The sequence below is a fragment of the Nocardia sp. NPDC051463 genome, from assembly GCF_040681975.1.
GTDB lineage: Bacteria > Actinomycetota > Actinomycetes > Mycobacteriales > Mycobacteriaceae > Nocardia.
In genome coordinates this window covers 69,870-91,898 of the sequence record NZ_JBFBAB010000029.1, presented here as the reverse complement: position 1 = coordinate 91,898, position 22,029 = coordinate 69,870, and the positions used below count along the sequence as shown (strand labels likewise).

General features: G+C 64.5%; 22 protein-coding genes. 9 read left to right on the top strand and 13 right to left on the bottom strand.

What is annotated here, in order from left to right; genetic code table 11:
- Nucleotides 1-1,306 (top strand): cytochrome b (locus tag AB0M74_RS29030; RefSeq protein WP_366529465.1); only part of this gene is annotated, 1,306 nt, incomplete at its 5' end.
- Between the two features lie 118 nt (nucleotides 1,307-1,424).
- Here AB0M74_RS29030 and AB0M74_RS29025 read toward each other — a convergent pair.
- A complete protein-coding gene (locus tag AB0M74_RS29025) occupies nucleotides 1,425-1,634 on the bottom strand; it encodes a DUF397 domain-containing protein (RefSeq protein WP_366529464.1) in 210 nt (69 codons plus the stop codon).
- A gap of 417 nt (nucleotides 1,635-2,051) precedes the next feature.
- Here AB0M74_RS29025 and AB0M74_RS29020 point away from each other — a divergent pair, with 417 nt between their 5' ends.
- The 3 genes from AB0M74_RS29020 to AB0M74_RS29010 are packed head-to-tail and all read left to right on the top strand — an operon-like array spanning nucleotide 2,052 to nucleotide 4,318.
- Nucleotides 2,052-2,549, top strand: coding sequence for a DUF309 domain-containing protein (locus tag AB0M74_RS29020; RefSeq protein WP_366529463.1), 498 nt, complete (start codon nucleotides 2,052-2,054; stop codon nucleotides 2,547-2,549).
- Between the two features lie 14 nt (nucleotides 2,550-2,563).
- On the top strand, nucleotides 2,564-3,502 hold the full coding sequence (gene gluQRS, locus AB0M74_RS29015) for a tRNA glutamyl-Q(34) synthetase GluQRS (protein ID WP_366529462.1): 939 nt from the start codon (nucleotides 2,564-2,566) through the stop codon (nucleotides 3,500-3,502).
- A gap of 45 nt (nucleotides 3,503-3,547) precedes the next feature.
- On the top strand, nucleotides 3,548-4,318 hold the full coding sequence (locus tag AB0M74_RS29010; protein ID WP_366529461.1) for an RDD family protein: 771 nt from the start codon (nucleotides 3,548-3,550) through the stop codon (nucleotides 4,316-4,318).
- 83 nt (nucleotides 4,319-4,401) lie between these two features.
- Here AB0M74_RS29010 and AB0M74_RS29005 read toward each other — a convergent pair whose 3' ends face one another.
- A complete protein-coding gene (locus AB0M74_RS29005; RefSeq protein WP_366529460.1) occupies nucleotides 4,402-4,959 on the bottom strand; it encodes a DUF4190 domain-containing protein in 558 nt (185 codons plus the stop codon).
- A 73-nt stretch (nucleotides 4,960-5,032) separates the two neighbouring features.
- Between AB0M74_RS29005 and AB0M74_RS29000 the strand changes: the two genes are divergently transcribed.
- On the top strand, nucleotides 5,033-5,815 hold the full coding sequence (locus AB0M74_RS29000; protein WP_366529459.1) for a queuosine precursor transporter: 783 nt from the start codon (nucleotides 5,033-5,035) through the stop codon (nucleotides 5,813-5,815).
- Nucleotides 5,816-5,861: 46 nt separating this feature from the next.
- Here AB0M74_RS29000 and tgt read toward each other — a convergent pair whose 3' ends face one another.
- The 5 genes from tgt to AB0M74_RS28975 form a co-directional block, all read right to left on the bottom strand.
- Entirely contained in the window at nucleotides 5,862-7,109 is a 1,248-nt protein-coding gene (tgt, locus tag AB0M74_RS28995; protein WP_366529458.1) for a tRNA guanosine(34) transglycosylase Tgt, read from the bottom strand.
- A gap of 121 nt (nucleotides 7,110-7,230) precedes the next feature.
- On the bottom strand, nucleotides 7,231-9,144 hold the full coding sequence (locus AB0M74_RS28990) for an ABC transporter ATP-binding protein (protein ID WP_366529457.1): 1,914 nt from the start codon (nucleotides 9,142-9,144) through the stop codon (nucleotides 7,231-7,233).
- Entirely contained in the window at nucleotides 9,141-10,874 is a 1,734-nt protein-coding gene (locus AB0M74_RS28985; RefSeq protein WP_366529456.1) for an ABC transporter ATP-binding protein, read from the bottom strand. Before AB0M74_RS28985 ends, AB0M74_RS28990 begins: the two co-directional genes overlap by 4 nt.
- 81 nt (nucleotides 10,875-10,955) lie before the next feature.
- The gene (locus tag AB0M74_RS28980; RefSeq protein ID WP_366529472.1) at nucleotides 10,956-11,495 is read right to left on the bottom strand and encodes an Rrf2 family transcriptional regulator; all 540 of its coding nucleotides are present in this window, start codon (nucleotides 11,493-11,495) and stop codon (nucleotides 10,956-10,958) included.
- A gap of 40 nt (nucleotides 11,496-11,535) precedes the next feature.
- Nucleotides 11,536-12,129, bottom strand: a complete 594-nt coding sequence (locus AB0M74_RS28975; protein WP_366529455.1) for a helix-turn-helix domain-containing protein — start codon at nucleotides 12,127-12,129, stop codon at nucleotides 11,536-11,538.
- Between the two features lie 202 nt (nucleotides 12,130-12,331).
- On the opposite strand from AB0M74_RS28975, the gene AB0M74_RS28970 reads away from it, so the two are divergent.
- Nucleotides 12,332-14,629, top strand: coding sequence for an MMPL family transporter (locus tag AB0M74_RS28970; RefSeq protein WP_366529454.1), 2,298 nt, complete (start codon nucleotides 12,332-12,334; stop codon nucleotides 14,627-14,629).
- 447 nt (nucleotides 14,630-15,076) lie between these two features.
- Here AB0M74_RS28970 and AB0M74_RS28965 read toward each other — a convergent pair whose 3' ends face one another.
- A complete protein-coding gene (locus AB0M74_RS28965) occupies nucleotides 15,077-15,259 on the bottom strand; it encodes a hypothetical protein (protein WP_366529453.1) in 183 nt (60 codons plus the stop codon).
- 596 nt (nucleotides 15,260-15,855) lie between these two features.
- Between AB0M74_RS28965 and AB0M74_RS28960 the strand changes: the two genes are divergently transcribed.
- Nucleotides 15,856-16,785, top strand: coding sequence for an EamA family transporter (locus tag AB0M74_RS28960; protein WP_366529452.1), 930 nt, complete (start codon nucleotides 15,856-15,858; stop codon nucleotides 16,783-16,785).
- Between the two features lie 90 nt (nucleotides 16,786-16,875).
- Here AB0M74_RS28960 and AB0M74_RS28955 read toward each other — a convergent pair whose 3' ends face one another.
- Nucleotides 16,876-17,049, bottom strand: a complete 174-nt coding sequence (locus tag AB0M74_RS28955; protein ID WP_366529451.1) for a hypothetical protein — start codon at nucleotides 17,047-17,049, stop codon at nucleotides 16,876-16,878.
- A 186-nt stretch (nucleotides 17,050-17,235) separates the two neighbouring features.
- The gene (locus AB0M74_RS28950; protein WP_328408142.1) at nucleotides 17,236-17,436 is read right to left on the bottom strand and encodes a hypothetical protein; all 201 of its coding nucleotides are present in this window, start codon (nucleotides 17,434-17,436) and stop codon (nucleotides 17,236-17,238) included.
- 289 nt (nucleotides 17,437-17,725) lie between these two features.
- Here AB0M74_RS28950 and AB0M74_RS28945 point away from each other — a divergent pair, with 289 nt between their 5' ends.
- Nucleotides 17,726-18,484: an NAD(P)H-binding protein gene (locus AB0M74_RS28945; RefSeq protein WP_366529450.1), complete on the top strand. Its 759-nt coding sequence runs from the start codon at nucleotides 17,726-17,728 to the stop codon at nucleotides 18,482-18,484.
- 402 nt (nucleotides 18,485-18,886) lie between these two features.
- Nucleotides 18,887-20,314, top strand: a complete 1,428-nt coding sequence (locus AB0M74_RS28940) for a hypothetical protein (protein WP_366529449.1) — start codon at nucleotides 18,887-18,889, stop codon at nucleotides 20,312-20,314.
- Nucleotides 20,315-20,631: 317 nt separating this feature from the next.
- On the opposite strand, the gene AB0M74_RS28935 is transcribed toward AB0M74_RS28940, so the two are convergent.
- Genes AB0M74_RS28935 through AB0M74_RS28925 form a run of 3 tightly spaced genes read right to left on the bottom strand, consistent with a single transcriptional unit; the run spans nucleotide 20,632 to nucleotide 21,937 of the window.
- Nucleotides 20,632-20,949, bottom strand: coding sequence for a hypothetical protein (locus AB0M74_RS28935; RefSeq protein ID WP_366529448.1), 318 nt, complete (start codon nucleotides 20,947-20,949; stop codon nucleotides 20,632-20,634).
- The gene (locus AB0M74_RS28930) at nucleotides 20,946-21,197 is read right to left on the bottom strand and encodes a hypothetical protein (protein ID WP_366529447.1); all 252 of its coding nucleotides are present in this window, start codon (nucleotides 21,195-21,197) and stop codon (nucleotides 20,946-20,948) included. Before AB0M74_RS28930 ends, AB0M74_RS28935 begins: the two co-directional genes overlap by 4 nt.
- Nucleotides 21,194-21,937 carry a TauD/TfdA family dioxygenase gene (locus AB0M74_RS28925; RefSeq protein ID WP_366529446.1) on the bottom strand — a complete coding sequence of 248 codons (744 nt, stop codon included), beginning with the start codon at nucleotides 21,935-21,937 and terminating at the stop codon, nucleotides 21,194-21,196. Before AB0M74_RS28925 ends, AB0M74_RS28930 begins: the two co-directional genes overlap by 4 nt.
- Nucleotides 21,938-22,029 lie beyond the last annotated feature (92 nt).

Below are 22,029 nucleotides of genomic sequence, written 5' to 3'. Positions count from 1 at the left end.
ACTGCTGTTCGCGGCGTCGATCATCGTGCATCTGTTCCGCATCTTCTTCACCGGCGCGTTCCGCAAGCCGCGCGAGGCGAACTGGGTCATCGGCTCGCTGCTGCTGATCCTGGCCATGTTCGAGGGGTACTTCGGCTACTCACTGCCCGACGATCTGCTGTCGGGCACCGGCCTACGCGCGGCGTTCTCCTCGATCACACTCGGCCTACCGATCATCGGCACCTGGATACACTGGCTGATGTTCGGCGGCGACTATCCGGGCAACATCATCATCCCGCGCCTGTACATCGCGCACGTGCTGCTGTTCCCCGGCATCATCCTCGCGCTGATCGCCGCGCACGTCGCGCTGGTCTGGTACCAGAAGCACACCCAGTTCCCCGGCCCGGGCCGCACCGAGAACAACGTGGTCGGCGCGCGTATCGTGCCGGTGTTCGCCGCGGACCAGGGTGCGTTCTTCGCCTTCACCCTCGGCATCGTCGGCATCATGGGCGGCCTGCTCCAGATCAACCCGATCTGGAATATGGGCCCCTACAACCCGTCTCAGGTCTCCGCGGGTTCGCAACCGGACTTCTACATGATGTGGACCGACGGCATGATGCGCCTGATACCGCCGTGGGAGCTGTATCCGGGCCGCTACACGGTACCCGCGCCGGTCTGGGGCGCACTGATCATGGGACTGGTGTTCACGCTGCTCATCACCTACCCGTGGATCGAGAAGCGGCTGACCAGAGACACTGTCTCGCACAACCTGCTACAGCGACCGCGAGATGTACCGGTGCGCACCGCAATCGGCGCCATGGTGATCGCCTTCTATGTGGTCCTGACGCTGTCGTGCGTCAACGACATCCTCGCCTACAAGTTCGACATCTCCCTCAACGCGACCACCTGGATCGGCCGGATCGGCATCCTGATCGCGCCGCCGGTCGCGTACTTCATCGCGTACCGGATCTGCCTCGGCCTGCAGCGCAGCGACCGGGCGGTGCTGGACCACGGCGTGGAAACCGGCGTGATCAAGCGGCTGCCACACGGTGAGTACATCGAAATCCATCAGCCGCTCGGCCCGGTGGACGACCATGGCCATCCGATTCCCTTGGAATACCAAGGTGCACCGGTACCGAAGAAAATGAGCAAGCTCGGCGCGGCGGGCAAACCGGGCACCGGCGCCTTCCTACGCGCCGACCCCCGGCGAGAGTCCGAGCGCAACCTGGCGGTCGAGCACGAGGAGGAGCGCAAACAGCTCGCCGTGCTGCGGCGGTATCAGGACCTGGCCAACGGTCACGCGGGTAACGGCCACAGGTCGCACTGAGTTGGTGCCGCGAACCGCGTTGGTGCCCGCGAGGTCCGCACACCAGGCCTGAACAGCGCGAAGGCCCCAAGTCCTTTCGACTCGGGGCCCGTTGCTGGCTGGTTCGACGCGGCTTCGGTTAAGCGCGACCGAACTCCCCCGCCGCTACTCCCGTTAGGAATGCGTCCCACGCACCCGGCGCGAATGCCAGCGCCGGACCGCGTCCGTTGTTCTTGGTATCGCGAACCGCTACGTTGCCGTCGACGAGAAATGCGACTTCCACGCAGTTCCCGTCGGGACCACTGTGTGTGCTCTTGCGCCACACAGCGCCCGTAATATCAACCTCCACGGCACTAGCTCCTTTGCTGCGTCGAGAACGAGAATTCTTCTGACATCGTTCTAACTAGCACCGGCACTCGGCAGGAACGCCGAATCCCGTGGTGCGCCTAGTGGTAGCGCGCCGCTTTCACGGTGCGTCGTGATCGCACTGCGCTCGAGGTGGAATACACCCCCGGGGTTGCCCCCGCAGGCTAAAGACTAGCAGGTTCATCGATAATTTGCCGATCTCTTGCCGGTTCAATCATCGTATTTGCCAATCTTGCGAAGATTAAATGTTGCGGGAACATTGCCAGTCGGTGACTTTCATTCGGACAACAGGTACACCGCTAACTTTTACACCGATGTGATTACTCCGTGATCCGTCAATTAATCACCAGGGGCGCCCTTCCCTCGACAGCTTCGCAACGGGCCGTGGATCATGGGGGGCATGGTCGAACGCCCCCGCGACGAGGCAGGTCGCGCCCGCAATCCTCGCCCACGCGACAGGTTCGGGCGCCCGCTACCCCCTGGCAGCCCCGGTATACCGCGAATTCCGGATGACCTGAATCTGCCTCCCCAGCAAACTCTTTCGTACGCTCAGCAACTGCTGGACGAAGGCTTGGCATTCAACGCACACGAGGTATTGGAGGCCGCATGGAAGAACGGACCGTTCGCCGAGCGGATGCTGTGGCAGGGTCTGGCCCAATACGCGGTCGGTCTGACGCACATCCAGCGTGGCAATCCCAAGGGCGCGCGCACGCTGCTCGCCCGCGCGGTGACCCGGCTCAGCGCCTACCAACTGGACGATAGCGGCGATGCGAAGACCGACGCACCCTATGGAATCGACCGTGCCGGCTTGATCGCGCATGCCAAGACCCTGCTCGTCGAGCTGGATTCCGAAACACCGATCTCCGCTGACCGGCTCAAGCCACAGCTGCTGGGCTGACCGCTTCGCCTACGATGACAAATGTGCGCTTTCCAAATGCGGTGACAGGCGCGGGCCGGTACGCGCCGAGCCCGTCGGGCGATCTGCACCTCGGAAACCTGCGCACCGCACTGCTGGCGTGGCTGTTCGCCCGCGCATCGGGCAGGCGCTTTCTGATGCGTATAGAAGATCTGGATCGGGTGCGCCCCGGCGCACAGGCGCGGCAGCTGGCCGATCTGTCCGCAATCGGTCTCGACTGGGACGGACCGGTGATCAGGCAATCCGAGCGACTGCCTCGCTACCAGGCGGCCATCGATCGGCTGACCGAGGCCGGACTCGTGTACGAATGCTATTGCACCAGAAAAGAAATACAGCAGGCCGCCACCGCACCGCATGGGCCGATGGGCGCATATCCCGGCACCTGCCGCGCGCTGAGCAAGGCCGAACGTGCGCAACACCACGCCAACGGCAGACCCGCGGCGCTGCGACTGCGCGCCTCGGTGACGGAATTCGAGATCGTCGACGGACTCCACGGGCACTACCGCGGCCAGGTGGACGACGTCGTGCTGCGCCGCGGCGACGGCACGCCGGCCTACAACCTCGCCGTCGTGGTCGACGACGCGGCGCAAGGTGTGGATCAGGTGGTGCGTGGCGACGATCTACTGTCGTCCACACCGCGGCAGGCGTATCTCGCGACGCTGCTCGAGCTGCCCGTTCCCCAGTACGCGCATGTGCCGCTGGTGTTGAACAAGAACGGAATTCGCCTGGCCAAACGCGACGGTGCGGTGACGCTCGCCGACCAACTCGCCTTGGGCAACACGCCCGAGCAAGTCGCCGCGGCACTGGCCTGCTCGCTCGGATATCCGCCGTTGTCGCCGGTTGAGCTCCTCGCCGGTTTCACACCCGCCGATCTGCCCAACGAACCGTGGATACTCGACGAGAATGGGTTGTTGCAATGCAGCCGATGTCCGTAACGTACGCACTCGACCGATCTACTGATCACTGACGAGGACTGAATTATGACAAGCGGTGGGTACGACCCAAACAAGCATCCGCAAGGCGGGCAGCAGTATCCGCAAGGCGGCCAGCCGGATCCGTACGGGCAGCAGCCGCCGCAGTACGGACAGCAGCCGCCACAGTACGGCCAGCAGCCGCAGTACGGACAGCAGCCGCCCCAGGATCCCTACGGCCAGCAGCAGCCGCCGCAGTACGGCCAGCAGCCCCAATACGGACAGCAGCCGCCCCAGGATCCCTACAGCCAGCAGCCGCCGCAGTACGGCCAGCAGCCCCAATACGGCCAGGACCCCTACGGTCAGCCCTATCCGCAGCAGCCGCAGTACGGCGGGCAGCAAGGCGGTTACGGCGGACAGCCCGGTGACATCGGGAGCAGGATCGGTGCCCGTGTCATCGACCACCTGATCGTCGGAATCCCGGTCTCCATCATCATTCTGCTGATCTTCGGCTTCAGCAACACCGGCCAGTTCATCAACGGCGCGGTGGTTTCGCTGGCCCTGCTGGGCTACTTCGTCGGCATGGAGACCACTCAGGGCACCACGCTCGGCAAGAAGATGCTCGGACTCAAGGTCCTCGCGCCCGGTGGCGCGGCGAAGGTCGACCCCGAGACCTCGCTCAAGCGCAACATCTACGTCGCGGCGTCGATCATCCCGTGCGTCGGTGGCCTGATCTCGCTCGGCCTGATCATCTACATGATCATCTCCACCTCGCAGGACCCGAACAAGCAGGGCTGGCACGACAAGTTCGCCGGCGGCACCCAGGTCGTCAAGAACTGACACCACCTCGCACGACCACGACACACGTCAGGGGCGCACCCGATATCGGGTGCGCCCCTGACGTTTGCGCCGGAGTTCTGAGTTCAGGCGCTGCCTGCGATGATCACGAAAACGAACCACAGCACCGACAGCACGATGGCGCCGACACCGATCCAGATGCCCGCGAGCGCCATGCCGCGGCCTTCCTGACCGGACTGTTTGATCTGATTCAGCGCGACGACGCCGAGGATGATTCCGACGATCGACCCGATGCCGCAGGTGATGAAACCGGCCAGGGACGAGATCAGCGCGCCGATGGCCAGGCCGCTCGTGCCTTGCGGCTGGGGATAACCGTAGGGCTGGTAGGCGTAGTTGGGCGGCTGCGGATACGGCTGCGCGACCGGCGGCGGTGTCTGGTAGCTCGGGTACTGCGGCTGCTGCGGCTGCGGTGTCAGCTGCGGCGCGGGCTGCTGCGGGTACTGGGGAGCCGACTGCTGCGGATATTGCGGAGCGGACTGCTGCGGGTACTGCGGAGCCGACGGATATCCGGACGGTTCAGCGGTCGGATATTGCGGTACCGAGCTCGGTGTGCCAGCTTCCGGCGACACGCCTTCGCCGCCGTATTGCTTCCACCACTCGTCGGAATCGCCGGGATTCGTCATTGCTACAGCCTAATGGGTACAGCCGCACGCAGTCCGGCCGAAGTCGGCAGCCCCCAGTGCACAACCTGGTTGGATGAAGCGGGTGAGTGAGTTGAACAAAACCGAAGAACACGAAGAGTCTGGACGCCCCGCGCCGGACCATGCGGCATTCGCCCAGGTCGCGCGGGGGTACTACACACCGATAGTGGCGTTGTTCACCGCAACGCTGATCATCTCCAACATCTGCGCGACAAAAGGTGTCCAGTTCTTCACCGATCATTCAGTGCAGCTCGGGCCCGTGGAGGTGCTGCCGATCTCCACCGACGGCGCCTTCTTCCTCTTCCCACTGGCCTACATCCTCGGCGATGTGCTCAGTGAGGTGTACGGCTTCCGCGCCACCCGCCGGGCCATCTACTACGGTTTCGGCGCCCTGCTGCTGACCGTGCTGTGCTTCAGCATCGCCATCCGGCTGCCCGCCGCGGTGTTCTATGACAACCAGGAGGCGTTCCGCACCGTCATCGGCACCACGCCACAACTGGTGGCCGCGGGCCTGGCCGGATATTTCGTCGGCCAGCTGCTCAACTCGGCGACGCTGGTCTTGATCAAGGAACGCACCAGGGAGAAGCACCTGTGGGCCAGGTTGATCGGCTCGACCATCGTCGGCGAGCTGGCCGACACCTTGATCTTCTGCTCGATCGCGGCCTCCGCGATCGGCATCGACAGCTGGCGTCAGTTCGTGAATTACGTGATTGTCGGATTCGTGTGGAAGACGCTGTGCGAAGTGCTCGTCATGCCGATCACCTATCGGGCGATCGCCATCCTCAAGAAGCACGAACCGAGCTACGCGCCGAGGGAATCCGACCCGCTGCACGTCTGATTCGCGCCCCGTTGTCCCCGCGTCGGCGCCGGTCGGCGCCGGGGGCTCACGGAGTCGCGATGCGGCCCTTCCAGACAGCGAGGGTCGCCGCCTTGTAGTCATCGAAGTAGCCGCCCTCGATGCTGTCTCTGATGCGGTCGACCAATCGAATCGTGTAGCGCTCGTTGTGGATTGTGCACAGCGTCGAGGCGAGCATCTCCTTCGCCTTGAACAGGTGATGGATGTATGCGCGGGTGTAATGGGCGCAGGTGTAGCAGTCACAGGTGTCGTCGATAGGTGTGAAATCGCGACGGAACCTGGCGGTGTTGATATTGAATCGGCCCTCGGCGACGTAGATCGCGGCATTGCGGGCGACCCGGGACGGGTTCACACAGTCGAAGGTATCGGCACCGTTTTCCACCGCGGTGAAGATGTCCTCCGGCTCGCTGATGCCCAGCATATGACGTGGCTTGTCCTCGGGCAGTTCGTCGCAGCACCAGCCGACGATGGCTCCGAGGTTGTGCTTCTCCAACGCACCACCGATGCCATAGCCATCGAAACCCGTTCCGGCGCTGCCCCGGATCGATTCCAGCTCGCGGCAGGCCTTGCGGCGTAGATCTTCGTACTGTGCGCCCTGGATCACCGCGAACAGCGCCTGATAGGGGCGATGGGTGCGCGCCGCGGTCAGCCGCTCGTGCTCCTCGATGCAGCGCTGCGCCCACTCGTGCGTGCGTTGCAGCGACTTCTCTTGGTAGCCACGGGTATTGAGCAGAGTGGTCAGCTCGTCGAAGGCGAACATGATGTCCGCGCCGAGCTGATGCTGAATGCCCATCGACACCTCGGGCGTGAACCGATGCTTGGCACCGTCCAGATGCGAACGGAAGGTGACACCGTCGTCGTCGACGGTCGCCAGCCGCTCCTTTCCCTTGGCGATGACGTCGTCGCTGCGCACGTCGACCGCCTCCATCGCGAGCACCTTCTTGAACCCGACCCCCAGCGACATCACCTGGAATCCGCCGCTGTCGGTGAATGTGGGGCCCGGCCAGTTCATGAACTCGCTGAGCCCACCCGCTTCGTCGACGATGTCCGAACCGGGCTGCAGGTACAAGTGGTAGGCGTTGGCCAGCAGCGCCTGCGCACCGAGCTCCTTCATGGTCTCGGGTAGCACCGCCTTCACCGTTGCCTTGGTGCCGACCGGGATGAAAGCGGGCGTCGCGATCGAGCCGTGCGGTGTGCTGATCACGCCCGACCGACCGTGCCGCCCGTCATCCAGGCGGTTGGTCACGGTGAAGGAGAAGGATTCGGGTGTGGACACGCTGCCATCCTCTCAGGCGGCCTCAGGTGACCGTCGCCGCACGTCGGCCGGGCGGCAGCCGCCGGTCGGTGACGACTACCGGCGAGGCGCCCGTCCTCGGGCACATGACCCGCAACGGCGATCACGCATCGGCGGCAGCCGCAGCGAACTGGGCGTTGTAGAGGCGGTAGTAGGCGCCGCGCTCTTCGAGCAGGCGCTCGTGGGTGCCGTGTTCGACGATGCGCCCCGCCTCCATGACAACGATGAGGTCGGCGTCGCGAATGGTGGACAGGCGGTGCGCGATGACGAAGCTGGTGCGGTCGCGGCGCAGCGCCGCGGTCGCGTGCTGCACGAGCGACTCGGTGCGGGTGTCCACCGAGCTGGTCGCCTCGTCGAGGACCAGGATGGACGGCTTTGCCAGGAAGGCACGGGCAATGGTGATGAGCTGCTTCTCGCCCGCACTCACCCCCGAACCCTCCTCGTCGATCACGGTGTCGTAGCCGTGCGGCAGCGCGTGCACGAAGCGGTCGACGTAAGCGGCGCGGGCGGCGGCGAGAATATCGTCCTCGCTCGCGTTCGGATTGCCGTAGGCAATGTTCTCCCGAATGGTGCCCTTGAACAGCCACGTGTCCTGCAGCACCATGCCGATGCGGGACCGCAGGTGATCGCGGGTGATCGCGGTGATGTCGACGTCGTCGATCGTGATGGTGCCCGCGTCCAGTTCGTAGAACCGCATCAGTAGGTTCACCAGCGTGGTCTTGCCTGCGCCGGTCGGGCCGACGATGGCAACCACGTGTCCCGGCTCGGCGACCAGTGACAGCCGTTCGATGATCGGGGTCTCGGGTTCGTAGCGGAACGAGACAGCCTCGAATTCCACTCGGCCGCGATCGACCGGGCGGACGTTCTCCATCACCGGGTCCGGCGATTGCTCTTCGGCGTCGAGGATCTCGAAGATCCGTTCGGCCGAGGCCACGCCGGACTGCAGCAGGTTGGCCATCGCGCCGATCTGGGTCAGCGGCTGGCTGAACTGTCGGGAGTACTGGATGAACGCCTGTACCTCACCGAGCGAGATATTGCCCGTCGCCACCCGCAGACCGCCGACCAACGCCACCAGCACGAAGTTCACGTTCCCGAGGAACATGATGGCGGGCATGATCAGTCCGGAGATGAACTGCGCCTTGAAGCTCGCGTCGAAGAGGTCGTTGTTGCGCTTGTCGAACTCGGCACCGACCTCGCGGCCGCGACCGAACGCCGTCACGATCTCGTGGCCGGTGAAGGCCTCCTCGACCTGGGCGTTCACCATGCCGGTGTACTTCCACTGGTTCACGAAGTGCGGCTTGGATCGTTTGGCGATCTGCGCGGTGACGACGATGGCCGCCGGGACGGTGAGCAACGCGATCACCGCGAGCAGCGGCGAGATCCAGAACATCATGATCAGGATGCCGAGTACCGAGAACACCGAGGTCAACAGTTGACTCATGGTCTGCTGCAGGCTCGTCGAGACATTGTCGACGTCATTGGTGACCCGGCTGAGCACATCGCCGCGCGGCGCGGAATCGAAGTAGCTCAGGGGCAGTCGATGCAGCTTGTCCTCGACATCGCTGCGCAGCCGCTTCACCGTCCGGTTGATGACGATGTTGAGCAGGAAGCCCTGCAACCAGCCGAACACCGCCGCACCGATGTAGAGCAATAGCACCAGGATCAACACCTTGCCGACGGCGTCGAAGTCGACGCCGACACCGGGGGTGACATCCATCGCACCGAGCATGTCGGCAAAGGTGCTGTTGCCCTCGGCCCGCAGCGACTCGATCGCCTGGTCCTTGCTGATGCCAGCGGGCAGTTGCTTGCCGACCACACCGTCGAAGACCAGGTTGGTCGCTTTGCCCATGATGTACGGACCGAGCGTATTGAGCACCACCGCGGTGATGACGAGCAGCACGATCACCACGACGTACGCCCGTTCCGGGGCAAGCCGGGCAAGCAGCCGCTTCAACGACGGCTTGAAGGACTTCGCTTTGGCATCCGGCGAACCGGGATTCGGCATTCCTGGCCTCATCGCACCTCCTCCGCGCTGAGCTGCGACGCGACGATTTCCTGATATTCCGCACAGTGACGCATCAACTGTTCGTGGGTGCCGATCCCGGCCATTGCACCGTCCTCGAGCACCACGATCTGGTCGGCATCGCGGATCGTGGAAATCCGTTGCGCCACAATAATTACCGATGCATCCCTGGTCTCCGGCCGGAGCGCTTCGCGCAGCCGGGCGTCGGTGGCGACATCCAGCGCGGAGAACGAATCGTCGAACAGGTAGATCCGCGGCTTTTTCACCAGCGCCCTGGCGATGGCCAGACGTTGCCGCTGACCACCGGAGACGGTGGTGCCACCCTGCGCGACCGGTGCCTGCAGCCCCAGGGGCATATCCCGCACGAAGTCGTCGGCCTGCGCGATTTCCAGGGCCCGCCACAAATCCTCGTCGGTGGCGTCCGGATTGCCGTAACGGAGATTGCTGGCGATCGTCCCGGAGAACAGATACGCCTTCTGCGGTATCAGACCGATCTGCTGACGCAGCAGTTCGAGATCGATATGACGGACATCGGTCGCACCGACGTAGACCGCGCCGTCGGTCACGTCGATCAGCCGGGGAATCAGATTGAGCAGGGTCGTCTTGCCCGCACCGGTGGATCCGACGATCGCGGTGGTGGTGCCGGGTTCTACCTTGAATTCGATGGCGCGCAGCACCGGCTTCTCGGCGCCGGGAAAGGCGAACTCGGCGAATGCGATGTCAATCGATCCGGGATCGCCCTTGAACGGCTGCGGCAGTCGCGGCGGCAATACCGAGGATTCGGTCTCCAGCACCGCACCGATCCGGTCGGCCGAGACCGCGGCGCGCGGCGCCATCATGGCGAGGAACGAGGCCATCATGACGGCCATCAGGATCTGCATGATGTAGGACAGCATCGCGGTGAGCGAGCCGATCTGCATGGTCCCCGCGTCGATCGCGTGGCCACCGAACCAGATCACCGCGACAGCGGTGACATTGCTGATCAGCATCACCAGCGGGAACATCAGCGCAGCCAGTCTGCCGACATGCAGTGCGGTGTCGGTCAGCTCGGTGTTGGCGATGCCGAAGCGCCAGGTCTCCTGCCGTTCCCTGACGAACGCGCGCACCACGCGGATACCGGTGATCTGCTCGCGCAGCACCCGGTTCACCTCGTCGATCTTGGTCTGCATGGCACGGAAGCCGGGCACCATCCGCGCGACGATGAAGCCCATCGAGATAGCGAGCGCGGGCACCGCGATGAGCAGCAGCCAGGACAGGCCGAGGTCCTCGCGCAGCGCCATCACCACGCCGCCGACGCACATGATCGGCGCCATGACCAGGATGGTCGCGGACATCACGATGAGCAGCTGAACCTGCTGCACATCGTTGGTGGTGCGGGTGATCAACGACGGCGCACCGAACATCCCGACCTCGCGGGCGGAGAAGCTGCCGACCCGGTGCAACACGGCGCCACGCAGATCCCGCCCCGCGGCCATCGCGGCCTGCGCGCCGAGATAGACCGAAAACGCGGACGCGACAATCTGCACACAGGTCACCGCGAGCATCAGTAGCCCGGTGGTCCAGATGTAACCGATGTCACCTTTGGTGACGCCGCCATCGATCAGATCGGCGTTCAGGCTGGGCAGGTACAACATCGCAATGACGGAGATCAGTTGCAGGACAACGACCCCCGTTAATTGCGCCCGGTAGGGGTATAGATATGTACGCAGCAACCTGATCAACATGATGCTTGGCAGGCTACCTGCAAACGAGCAGGCGGGTCGCGGCGATTATCGACCTGCGGTAATCCACCACATCCGTGCCCATTACCTGCGCGCCCACGCGCCGGGGTCCTCGGTGAGCGCCTCGACGAATCCGGGCAGCTCGTTGTGCGCGATGTCCTCGATGGAGACATCTTCCAGTACCGCGCGAATATTCACCCGCAGCGCGATCCACACCCGCTGCAACGGTTCGGCCGCGCCCGGATAGTTCACATCCTCCGGGCGCTCACCGCGCACCGAAGCGAGCGGTCCCTCGATGGCCCTGATCACGTCGGCGATGGAGATCTCGGCGGCCGGGCGGGCCAGCCAGTAGCCGCCGTCGGGGCCGCGCCTGCTGATCACCAGATCGGCTCTGCGCAGCTCGGCGAGGACGGTTTCCAGCACCTTGGGCGGAATGCGCTGCGCGGTCGCGATGGCATCGGCCTTGACGACAGCGGCGGCCGTGATCACCGGGCCCGCCTGCGCGAGCGGGGTCGCATCGAGGGCAAGGACGCCAGCCGCCGGTTGAGCCCGGCTCACCCGCGGTGCGCGGGCGATCTCGAGCAAGGTCCGCACCGCGTAATCGACCTTCGCGGTGATGTGCACAGCCACCTTCTCCCTGAAATCTCCGATGACCTGGTCGAATTTACGCGGTTCCGCAGGCGGTCAATACACAGGTCGCCGCGTCCAGCAGCGTCGATTCCAGCAGAGAGTCGGCGGCGCCGGGCACGAACTCCTTGGACAGCAGCGCCACCCCGAGCACTTCCAGCGCCGCGCAGGCGCGCAGCATCGCCTCGTCGTCCGCGTCCGGCCCGGCCAGCCAGGAGCGCAGGCGTTGATTCGAATCCATCATGTCGGGGTAGCGGTCTGCCATGGCGTTGATGATCGCCACGGTGTCGCGCACGCACAGCGCCCCGGCGTCGCGGTTGCGGATCATGCCGCGCAGATAGGTGCGCAGCACGGCGCGCACGCCCTCCGCATCGTGTGGCACCGCGTCGATATCTTCGACGACCGCGCGCAAGTGATCGATGATCGGGTCGATGATCGCGAGGAGCAGATCGAGTTTCGAAGCATAGTGATAGTAGAGAGATGCCTTTGTGATTCCTACCGCATCCGCGACCTCGCGCAGGCTCGTCTGCTCGAATCCTTTGGCTCCGAACAGCCGAACCGCGGCGTCTCGAATCGCGATTTTCGTGCTGCCACCTGCGGTAACGGCGTCGGACGCGGCACGAACGGCCATGGGATGCTCCTCTCATCACTCGTGCGCTGAACTAACGTTGTCACCAAAATTGAGGTTGTCCCTCCGCTTAGACAATAGGTAGTCTACCTACCGCACGGTAGGCAGAAAGCGTCAGTGGAGGCGGGGGCGGCAGGGCACCCCGCGAGCGTTGTCTACAGGCCGAGAACCAGCACGCCCCCAGTCATCGCTAGGAGAATCCCTCGTGTCCGTTTATCTGTATAGATGGGGAAAGTTCGCTTTCCGCCGGAAATGGATAGTGCTTCCGGTCTGGCTCATCCTCTTCGTCCTCCTCGGCGGCCTCGGCGCGCAGCTGAAGGAGCCGATGAGCAACGATTTCAGCATGCCGGAGCTACCGTCCGCGCGCGCAAACGACATCCTCGACAAGCACTTTCCCGGCGCCTCCGACGCCTTCAAGTTCGACGCCGTCACCGGAACGTATGTGATCGGCGCACCTGCCGGACAGAAGCTGACCGACCCGAACAACCGGGCGGCACTGGACGCGTTCATCGCCAAGCTCAGCGGCCTGGATATCGTCGACCACAGCAAGCCGGTCACGAACCCGATCGAAGCGACCGACAAGATGGGCTGCCTGGCCAACCCCGATCCGTCGCAGTGCAGCGGCGCTCCGCTGAATGTGCTGAGCAAGACCGCGCCCGACTCGGTCGCGTTCATGAGCGTGCCGTTCTCGATCAAGAAGTTCACCGACGTCACCGACGAGCAGCGCACCGCGGCCTACAACGTGGCCGATGACGCGCGCAACGCCGGACTCACCGTCGAGATGAGCGGCTCGATCGCGACGAAGCAAGAGGGACCGAGCGGCAAGTCCGAGCAGATCGGCATGGGCATCGCGCTCATCGTCATGATCGTCGCGTTCGGTGCCATCGTCGCCGCGTTCGTCCCGATCATCACCGCGATCGTCGGCCTCGGTGCGGCCACCTCGCTGATCTTCCTCGGCACCTCGGTGATCGAGGTGCCGAGCTTCACCACCTTCCTCGCCTCGATGATCGGTATCGCGCTGTCGATCGACTACGCGCTCTTCATCGTCTCTCGGTACAAACATGAACTGGCGGTACAGGATTCGCCGGAAGAGGCCGCGGGAACCGCACTCGGCACCGCCGGTTCGGCCGTGGTGTTCGCGGGCCTCACCGTGATCATCGCGCTCGGTGGTTTGAGCATCGTCGGCGTCGAGTTCCTCACCTTCATGGGTCTGGGTGGCGCGATCGCCGCCGCATTCGCGGTGCTGACCGCCATTACGCTGATGCCGGCCCTGCTCGGCGCATTCGGTCGGTTCTTGTTCAAGCCCAAGCTGCCGTTCGTCGCCAAGCACGATCCGGAGGACGACACCTCGATCAGCAACGGCCAGCGCTTCGGCAGGCTCATCGGCAAGGCGCCCGCCGTCACCCTGCTGCTCAGCGTGGTTGTCCTCGGCCTGCTCGCCGCGCCGGCGGCCGGCCTGAACCTCGGCCTGCCCGGCGATGACAGCATGCCGAAGACTTCGACCGTCCGAAAGGCGTACGAGCTGCGCACCGAGGGCTTCGGGGAAGGCAGCAACGGCGTGCTGAACGTCGCCGCCGACCTCACCAACGTGCCTGCAGAACGCCGCGTGGATGCGGTGAACGCACTGCGCGGCAAGCTCGCGTCCTACTCCGGCATGGACTACGTGACCGAGCCGCAGTGGAGCGGCGAGGACAAGGCCGGTGCACTGCTGAACGGCGTGCCGAAGTCGGGTCCGAACAACCAGGCCACCAAGGATCTGGTCAGCGACGCTCGCGACGCCGAGGGATCGCTGAAATCCGAGTACGGCATGGAATACGGCATCACCGGCACCACGGCGATCTTCGCAGACGTCGACCATGTGCTGCTCGGCAAGATCGTGCCGTATCTGGCGATCGTCGCGGGCGCCGCGTTCCTGCTGCTGATCCTGGTGTTCCGCTCGATCCTGGTACCGCTGACGGCCGCGCTCGGGTTCCTGCTCTCCATGGCAGCGACCTTCGGTGCGACGGTGCTGATCTTCCAGGAGGGCAAGTTCGGGCTGATCGACGACCCGCACCCGATCATCAGCTTCCTGCCCATCATGTTGATCGGTTTGGTGTTCGGCCTCGCCATGGACTACCAGGTGTTCCTGGTGACCCGGATGCGCGAGGAGTTCGTGCACGGCAAGTCCCCCAAGGACGCCATGGTCAGTGGCTACCACCACGGTGCCCGCGTGGTCACCGCGGCCGCGATCATCATGATCTCGGTGTTCGGCTCGTTCCTGCTGGAATCCGATGCCACAGCTAAGTCGTTCGGCTTCGCGCTCGCGGTGGGCGTGCTGCTCGACGCGTTCATCGTCCGGATGATCCTGATCCCATCGCTGCTGGTGCTGATGGGCAAGTGGTCCTGGTGGATGCCGAAGTGGCTCGACCGGATCCTGCCGGACATCGACGTCGAGGGCTCGAAGCTGCGTGAACTGCAGCAGCGGTCCGTCGAGGTGGACAAGGAGCCGGTCCCGGTCGGCTGAGCCGGCCACTGCCGAAAGTAATCGCTCGGCCCCGCACCCGAAGCCTGGTGCGGGGCCGAGTGCATTTTGTAGAGGTTCTTGATCTCGTGCGCGCTCGGCAGCAGATTGGAGCGTTGTTCTCGGTGTTCGGATCCCTGCTTGCTGAATCCGACGCCACCGCGAAGTCGACGGTTTTCGCGCTCGCGGCGGGCGTGCTGCTCGACGCGTTCATCGTCCAGACGATCCTGATCCCAGCGCTGCTGGTGCTGATGGGAAATGGGCCTGGTGGATGCCGCATCGGCGGGAGACGGTCGTGCCCGGTTTCTCGATGGGAAGGGCGCGAAGCTGCATGCGCTGCGCGGGCGACCGTACGCCGAGCCGGTGACGGCACCGGCCGCCTCCGGTCAGGTACAACGAGACCCCCGCTCCCCCATCCGATCGGTGGGGGAGCACTCATGTCGGCGGCACCTACTGGCTGGGTTGAGGCAGCACGCAGTCGGTGACCGTGGGGTTCAAACCCGCGTAGTTGAGTGGGCCTGCGAGGGCAGTGACGGCAACGGTGCCCCAACCTGCGCAATTGAGGGGGCCACTATCGAAATAGTGGCGCTGACCTGCGGCGATAAGACCGATGGCCAACCAGATCAGAAGCATTGTGCTCAGCAGCCGAGTACCCCTTCGGTGTACCGGTCGTGCGTCGATCGATCGCTCGCGCATTGTCATCGCCTTCTTTCTGCACTCGCGTCTAGCGTGAGTACCCCCGTTTACTCCGATCACTCCCCGCGCGAGGCAACACAATCTGCGATACAGTTCGTCATATGCTCCACGCTTCTAATCAACCGACCAGTCTCTTGCCTGCCACTTAGAGCGTCTACCTTTCGCTCGTGAAGGCAATGCCGCCGATGGCGAACCCGCTCTCCACCGCTCGGCCACCGGCCTGTACTACGTCGACGTCCGTCGCCTGACGGACCCTCCCGCTCGAATCCCGGACATCCCCGCCCATTCGTGCTGATACCGAATGCGAAACACCTGGGTGAGCCCGCGCGCTACCGGCGCGCGCCCATCCCCATGGATATGTCCAATCCCCTTCCCGCACAGCCGAATACGAGATCCGACCGCGCACCACCGGCACGCACCGGTGGCATACGCGCGTGTCCGCAGAATGGAGTCACCCGTTGGTTATCGGCCCGGTCAAAAAAATCCCACCCGTTGCTGAGTTGCCACAATCGCACACTGGCAGAACAGCTTCCATGTTCGGCAGCGCGCCCGTTCTCATCCTCGGCGCCATGCTCAGCATCCAATTCGGCGCCATCATCGCCAAGCAACTGTTCGAAATCCTCGGCACCGGTCCGACCGCGGCCCTACGGCTGCTGATGGCAGGCATCATCGCGATGGCGTTGTGGCGGCCGTCGCTGCGCATCGAACGACACGCGCTGCCCGGCATCCTCGGGCTCGGAGTGTCTGTGGCCGTGATGAATTCGTTCTTCTACGCGGCGATCGATCGTATTCCGCTCGGCATCGCGGTCACCATCGACTTCCTGGGGCCACTCGGCGTCGCGGTCGCGTCCTCGCACCGCAGCCGCGACCTACTGTGGGCGCTGCTGGCCGGCGGCGGCGTACTGCTACTGGTGAAAACCGATGGGCCAGTGTCCTGGACCGGCGTGCTGTTCGCGCTGCTCGCGGCCGCGGGCTGGGGTGCCTACATCGTGTTCAGCAAGGTGGTCGGCGAAAACACTTCGGGCCATGACGGATTGGCATGGGCATTGGGCTTCGGCGCAATTCTCGCGCTGCCCCTGGTCGCGGCGGACGCAAGCGCGGCACTGTTCGACCCGATGGTGTTGCTCGGCGTCGTCGGTATCGCTGTGCTGTCGTCTTTGGTCCCGCACGCCATCGAACTCCAGGCGCTGCGGCGGATCACGGCCTCGACGTTCGGGGTGCTGATGAGTTTGGAACCCGCGGTCGCGGCCGGGGTGGGGCTGCTGCTGCTCGGTGAGGGGCTCCACCTCACGCAATGGATCGGAGTCGGCCTGGTCATTGCCGCGGCAGCAGGCGCCGCCCGCCTCAGCGGAGAGCCGAAAACCCAACAGTCGCAGTCGCAGTCGCAGTCGCAGTCGCAGTCGCAGTCGCAGTCGCAGTCGCAGTCGCAGTCGCAGTCGCAGCGAGAGATCGTCGCGGCGTAGCACGGCAGTATCTATCGCACCCGTTCCGGCGAGCAAGCGTTCCCCGGCCCGCCGGAACGGGGCGTGTCCGGTGCCCTCGAGACAATGGGACTATGAACTCGGTTGCGGGACATCGCAGTCCGCAACCTTGGGGTTCACACCCATGTAATCGAGCGGGCCGACGAGAACAGTCGATGCGATCGAGCCGAACCCGGCGCAATTGATCGGACCGCTGTCGAAATGGTCACGCTGACCCGCCGCGATCACGCCGACGGGCCGTGCCACGACGCATCCCGCCCGGCGTCGGTCCGCGCTTCCTATCGAGCGGATACCCGCACGTGTGCCGATTATCCGCGCAAGAGCGCGACCCGACCACGTGTTCGCCGACGTGTGCGCGCCGCGCCCTCGGGCCGCGCTGTTGCGGTGGACCACCGTGAACGGTGGACCGACTGGCCGACGCTGCCCTAACCGCTACGGACTAGGTTGTGGCACATTGCAATCCGAGATCTTCGGATTCACACCCATGTAGTTGAGTGGCCCGGCGATCACGGTGACGGCGATGGTGCCGAACCCGGCGCAGTTGACCGGGCCGCTGTCGAAATAGTGGCGCTGACCCGCCGCGATCACACCGATCACCAACCAGATCAGGACCAGCAGACTGCCAATTCTCATGTGACTCTCGCTCATATATCTGCCGCGCGTGGTTCCCACGCGGACTCTTCGGCGGCGCATTGTCATCGCGTCCTTCCCGCATTCATCTACTCTGCGTATACCCGCAATTTCGAAGATCACCCACGAGACCGTCGCCGGACTCAGAGTCATCTCCACCCGAGGAGTCCGGCGGCCCGCCCGGTCCCGCAGGACCGGCACAAGCCCTGCACCGTGTGCGCTCAGATGTCGATGTCACACTCCGCAGCTGCGTTCCGTCATCTCCTCAGAAGACCGAAAAAGGGAGCAGACCATGAAGATCGCAGTAGCCGGAGCAAGCGGGCGGATCGGCCGCGAAGTGGTCGATGTGCTGAAGAAGCAGGGCCATGAGGTGGTGACGATAGCCCGCGCTACCGGCGTCGATATGTACACCGGCGAAGGCCTCACCGAGGCGCTGGCCGGTGTGCAGGTTGTCGTCGATGCGGTGAACGCACCGACCGCGGAAACCGACGCGGTGACGGACTTCTTCGGCACCACCGCGCGAAACCTGCAACAAGCAGCGACCGAAGCCGGTGTCACCCGAATCGTCCTGGTCTCGATCATCGGCATCGACCCGTTCACCGCCGGTCACTACGCCGGAAAGCTCGCCCAGGAACGCACATTGAAGGAAGGCCCGGTGCCTGTGCAGATCCTGCGGGCCGCGCAGTTCCACGAGTTCACCGAGATGATGCTGGACTGGACCACCCGCGACAATGTGGCCTATGTCCCCGCGACCCGCACCCAACTCGTCGCCGCCCGCACCGTCGCGGAGAAACTGGCCGAACTCGCCACGGACGAAACAGCCCCCACCACGACCATCGAAATAGCGGGCCCGCAAGAGCTCAACCTCGCCGCGGCAACATCCCGACTGGCCGCCCGCCGCGGCGTCCCCTCCCGAGTCGAAGAAATCACCGACCTCGACGATCCCAACCACGAACTCCAAGCACACGGCGCCCTACTCCCCGGGCCCGACGCAGTCCTCGCCGGACCAACCTTCGCCGAGTGGCTGGACCAGCACTACCCCGTCCGGTAGTCACGCAGCGGACGGCGGCATGCCCAGACGACTGGGAGCAAGTCCTAGCCACCCGTTGCAGCGGCGACACGACCGCAACCAGTCCCGCGGCAGGGTCTACCAGTTGAACCGGACGCGACCGCGGAACAGGTGGTCCTGTTAGCCGTCGGGAGGTCGGTATCTTGTCCTTGTCCAGCGAGTGTTCCGTGAGCAGATCGACACGACCGAAGTGGTTGAGCGTGCCGGATTCGCCCAGTGCAAGCGCGATCCCGTGAGGGCTCCGACCACCGAGCTCGGTCTGCGCACGTCCTGATCGACCAGCCGAATCGCACAACGGCCATCGGCCCGCATTTCTACCGACTCGCTGAATACGCCTCCATCAGGCCGGGAGCACATCATCGGCTCCGAGAAAGGAAGACCAGTGTGCGCACGGAATCCGGCGGGGGATTCGCGATAATCTCCCAGCGGCTGGCGCAGATCTGCCAGGAGATGTCCGGCGAACTCATCTCGATCTTCAAGCAGGAGGCCTACGGCTACAAACATCGCCACGCCGAGGTGGTGACCAACAACATCAGGCACTCGGTCGGAATGATGCGAACGGTGGACACGCAGGGGCGAACCATCATGTGGACCCGTGGACTGCCGCCCGCCGACGAACTTGTGCCGTTCCCCGCCCCCATCGATCGGGCCCTCGAGCTGTTCGACCGCATGAAATCTGCGCGCCACGCCAAAGATGCCGCCACGATATACGGGGGGAGGTATTGGCGTAACGCCTCCGCACTCTCCACCAACGATGTGGAGGCGCTCAGAGTCTTGACAACTATCAACCGCAAACTCGACGATGTCGCGGCGGAACGTCGCAAAGATCCGACGCAGTTCCGACGCGAGGTCACCGCAGAACTGAAAAGGATCTTGGACGGTAAACCCGTTGCGATACGGATGAAACCGGAGGCATTGGAGGCTGTTCTTCGCGACGGACGCTTCAAGTCGATGTTCGAAACCGGAAAGTCCGCCGGCGAGCCGTTGGTGGAACGCCGGGTTTGGCTAGAGCGCATCTGGTTCGGCTACGACCGCAGAACGCTGCCCGACGACCAACGTCCGATCTATGGATACGTGATGCTGAACGGGGAATACGTCGCGGCGACCGGACCCCAGGGCATCGGCTGGTACGAAAGGCTGAAGGATATGTCTTGGAAAATCGGGATCGGCCACAGCGACCGTCTCAGCGCGTACGGAGAGGTTCAAGTAGTCCTCAAACCCGAAGTGCTGCAGCGGACCACTTTCACCATCGGCGACAGCTTGAATGATCGGGAATCGGCCTTTCCCTCTCACATCTTGAATCCCCAGCCCGAGTCCTACCACGCTTCTCCGAAACCGTCTGAGTCCGCTGAGCCTGGCCACTTGTGGGCTGACCCGCTTCAAGCGGTCGACCGTCAGTACGATACGGCCGCGTTCACCAAGGCGACATACGCGGAGGCACAGGTCCACGGCAAAGTGACACTGGACGATATCGACCATGTTCTGCTGCCCAGCGACCCGGCACCCGAGCTGCGCCGAGCGCTCGACGACAACGGCGTTGCGTGGAAAGTGCACAACAACGAAACCATCGCCCGGGACGGGACGTCGGAAGAGCGGGCCGCGGCGCGGGAACGGATCGCCGATCAACGACGCTGGCTCGACGACTCGCTCGCGAAGCATATGCGCGAAACCGGTGCCGGACCCAGCGATCCGGATGTGACCACGGCCTACGAGCGCCGCGAGGTCTTCGACCGGGAATACGAAATGCTCGCCCAGCCGCAGACCCCGCCGGGCGATACCGGCGCCGTCCACAGCTCGCAGCACGAGACCTGACGTACGCCGTGAACAGGACTCAGGAAATCAGTGAAGGAGAAATGCCCCCACCTGCGTGGGCAGGTGAGAGGCATTGGCATTGGCGGTGGCGGTGGCGGTGGCGGTGGCGGTGGCGGTGGGATTTGAACCCTTCTGAACCCCCTGGCGAGAGCCGCGAAAACGGTTCTACCAGCTAAAACACATTATTGTCGTTCACTGGGAATCACACCGGTTTATGGGCAATTGTGGGCAAAATGTGGGCACAGAAGGAGGTCCCGCCGGGGCAACCGGGCGGGACAACCGGGCGGGACCTCCTCGCGTATCCGAGCTGACGGCGATCAGCTCTGTTCGGCCGCGTCGTCGTCATCCTCCGGCCCCGGTCTGTCAACCGGTCCTGTTGTTTCGTACACGACGTTCTCACCTCCCCTCCGCTTCTTGTCGGGGTGGGTTTCCCAGTAGTGCGCGATCACTCCGTCAATTTCGGCTTGCAGGCGCGGCGGCCCGTCGGCTGTCTGTGCACGGAGCTCCGCCGCCACCCGGCTCCATGTCTCTGGGTCCGCCCGACTCGCGTCCCGAAGAATCGACTGCACCTCCGCGAAGTGGTCGGCGTCGAGTCGCGCCCGGCCCGGCAGCATTCGGCGGAACACGCCGTTCATGCCGACAACCCGGTGCGTGCCGCCCGATGCAGTAGCCCGGCAGCCACCAAAGTGCACAACGCCGCTTCACGCTGCCGGCACCGCACCGACTCGTTATGCAGGTGGATCTGTAACAGCCTGTGCGCTTGCCCATTTGTGAGTGCGCCTGGGTGGAAACCGCAGTGGTCGTAGTAGGCGTAGTGATTCGGGTCGTCCGAGCCATTCTCGAATCGGACCTTGACACGCACCGTCGCGTAGTCGACGTTCACGACTGCACCTCAAAGACGCTCGGCGGGGCGAAGCCGGACGGAATGCAGAATCCCAGATACGGGTTCACGCTGAGTCGGTACATGACCCGCTCGCCGGTAAACGCCGTCCGACCGTGCAGCCAGCGGTGGTTATGCAGCACATATCCGTGTCCCGGCTCCAAGGCGAACTTGGTCGTGTGGCGCTCGATGGCATCGCTCAGCGCTGGCAGCCACCGTGCCAGGTCGGGCGAAAACTGAGCCAGTTCATCGCGGCGGTACCGGACCCGAATCCGACCGTCCGGAGTGTGCTCGAATACGGAGCTGAGACATCCGGCGGCACCACCGAACAGCACGCTGCGCGGACGCGAGAGTGCCTGTGCTGCTGCCGGATTGGTGAGCATCAACTCGCCATAGACGGCGTACCCGTCTATGGCGATGCACTCGCCGCCGGACCTGCCCCTGCGCCCGCACGCCACCAGCAGCAGCGCAGGAGGTTCGGGTATCCCGGACCGGTCTGTGTGCGGCGGCAGCGCGCCCTGGCCGAAGCCCTCGAAACCGGCGCGTCCGGCGAAACCGCCGCGATGCATCAACGTCGTCACGCCATCCGGTCCGCTATCCCTATGCGGGACAACGTGACCGAGCGACGCCCCCAGGGTGACAAGTTGTGCCCGGGTCCGGATTCCATCCACCCACGCCAACCCATCCGTAGCCAGCTGTGTGGCCACCCCTGCTGCCCATTCCTGCTGTAAGTCCACGAACATGCCCCCAACCGTGCGCGGCCACCGTAAGCCGCGTCCACTGACAGACTGTCAATCGGCGACCAGCCGCCTGGTGTGACCAGCGGTGCTAGCGT

What these genes read in the sequence shown, in the direction of transcription:
- AB0M74_RS29020 (WP_366529463.1), top strand. Translation starts at nt 2,052, where the DNA reads ATGGTCGAACGCCCCCGCGACGAGGCAGGTCGCGCCCGCAATCCTCGC.
- gluQRS (WP_366529462.1), top strand. Translation starts at nt 2,564, where the DNA reads ATGACAAATGTGCGCTTTCCAAATGCGGTGACAGGCGCGGGCCGGTAC.
- AB0M74_RS29010 (WP_366529461.1), top strand. Translation starts at nt 3,548, where the DNA reads ATGACAAGCGGTGGGTACGACCCAAACAAGCATCCGCAAGGCGGGCAG.
- AB0M74_RS29005 (WP_366529460.1), bottom strand. Translation starts at nt 4,959, where the DNA reads ATGACGAATCCCGGCGATTCCGACGAGTGGTGGAAGCAATACGGCGGC.
- AB0M74_RS29000 (WP_366529459.1), top strand. Translation starts at nt 5,033, where the DNA reads ATGAAGCGGGTGAGTGAGTTGAACAAAACCGAAGAACACGAAGAGTCT.
- AB0M74_RS28990 (WP_366529457.1), bottom strand. Translation starts at nt 9,144, where the DNA reads ATGAGGCCAGGAATGCCGAATCCCGGTTCGCCGGATGCCAAAGCGAAG.
- AB0M74_RS28985 (WP_366529456.1), bottom strand. Translation starts at nt 10,874, where the DNA reads ATGTTGATCAGGTTGCTGCGTACATATCTATACCCCTACCGGGCGCAA.
- AB0M74_RS28975 (WP_366529455.1), bottom strand. Translation starts at nt 12,129, where the DNA reads ATGGCCGTTCGTGCCGCGTCCGACGCCGTTACCGCAGGTGGCAGCACG.
- AB0M74_RS28965 (WP_366529453.1), bottom strand. Translation starts at nt 15,259, where the DNA reads ATGCTTCTGATCTGGTTGGCCATCGGTCTTATCGCCGCAGGTCAGCGC.
- AB0M74_RS28960 (WP_366529452.1), top strand. Translation starts at nt 15,856, where the DNA reads ATGTTCGGCAGCGCGCCCGTTCTCATCCTCGGCGCCATGCTCAGCATC.
- AB0M74_RS28950 (WP_328408142.1), bottom strand. Translation starts at nt 17,436, where the DNA reads ATGAGAATTGGCAGTCTGCTGGTCCTGATCTGGTTGGTGATCGGTGTG.
- AB0M74_RS28945 (WP_366529450.1), top strand. Translation starts at nt 17,726, where the DNA reads ATGAAGATCGCAGTAGCCGGAGCAAGCGGGCGGATCGGCCGCGAAGTG.
- AB0M74_RS28935 (WP_366529448.1), bottom strand. Translation starts at nt 20,949, where the DNA reads ATGAACGGCGTGTTCCGCCGAATGCTGCCGGGCCGGGCGCGACTCGAC.
- AB0M74_RS28925 (WP_366529446.1), bottom strand. Translation starts at nt 21,937, where the DNA reads ATGTTCGTGGACTTACAGCAGGAATGGGCAGCAGGGGTGGCCACACAG.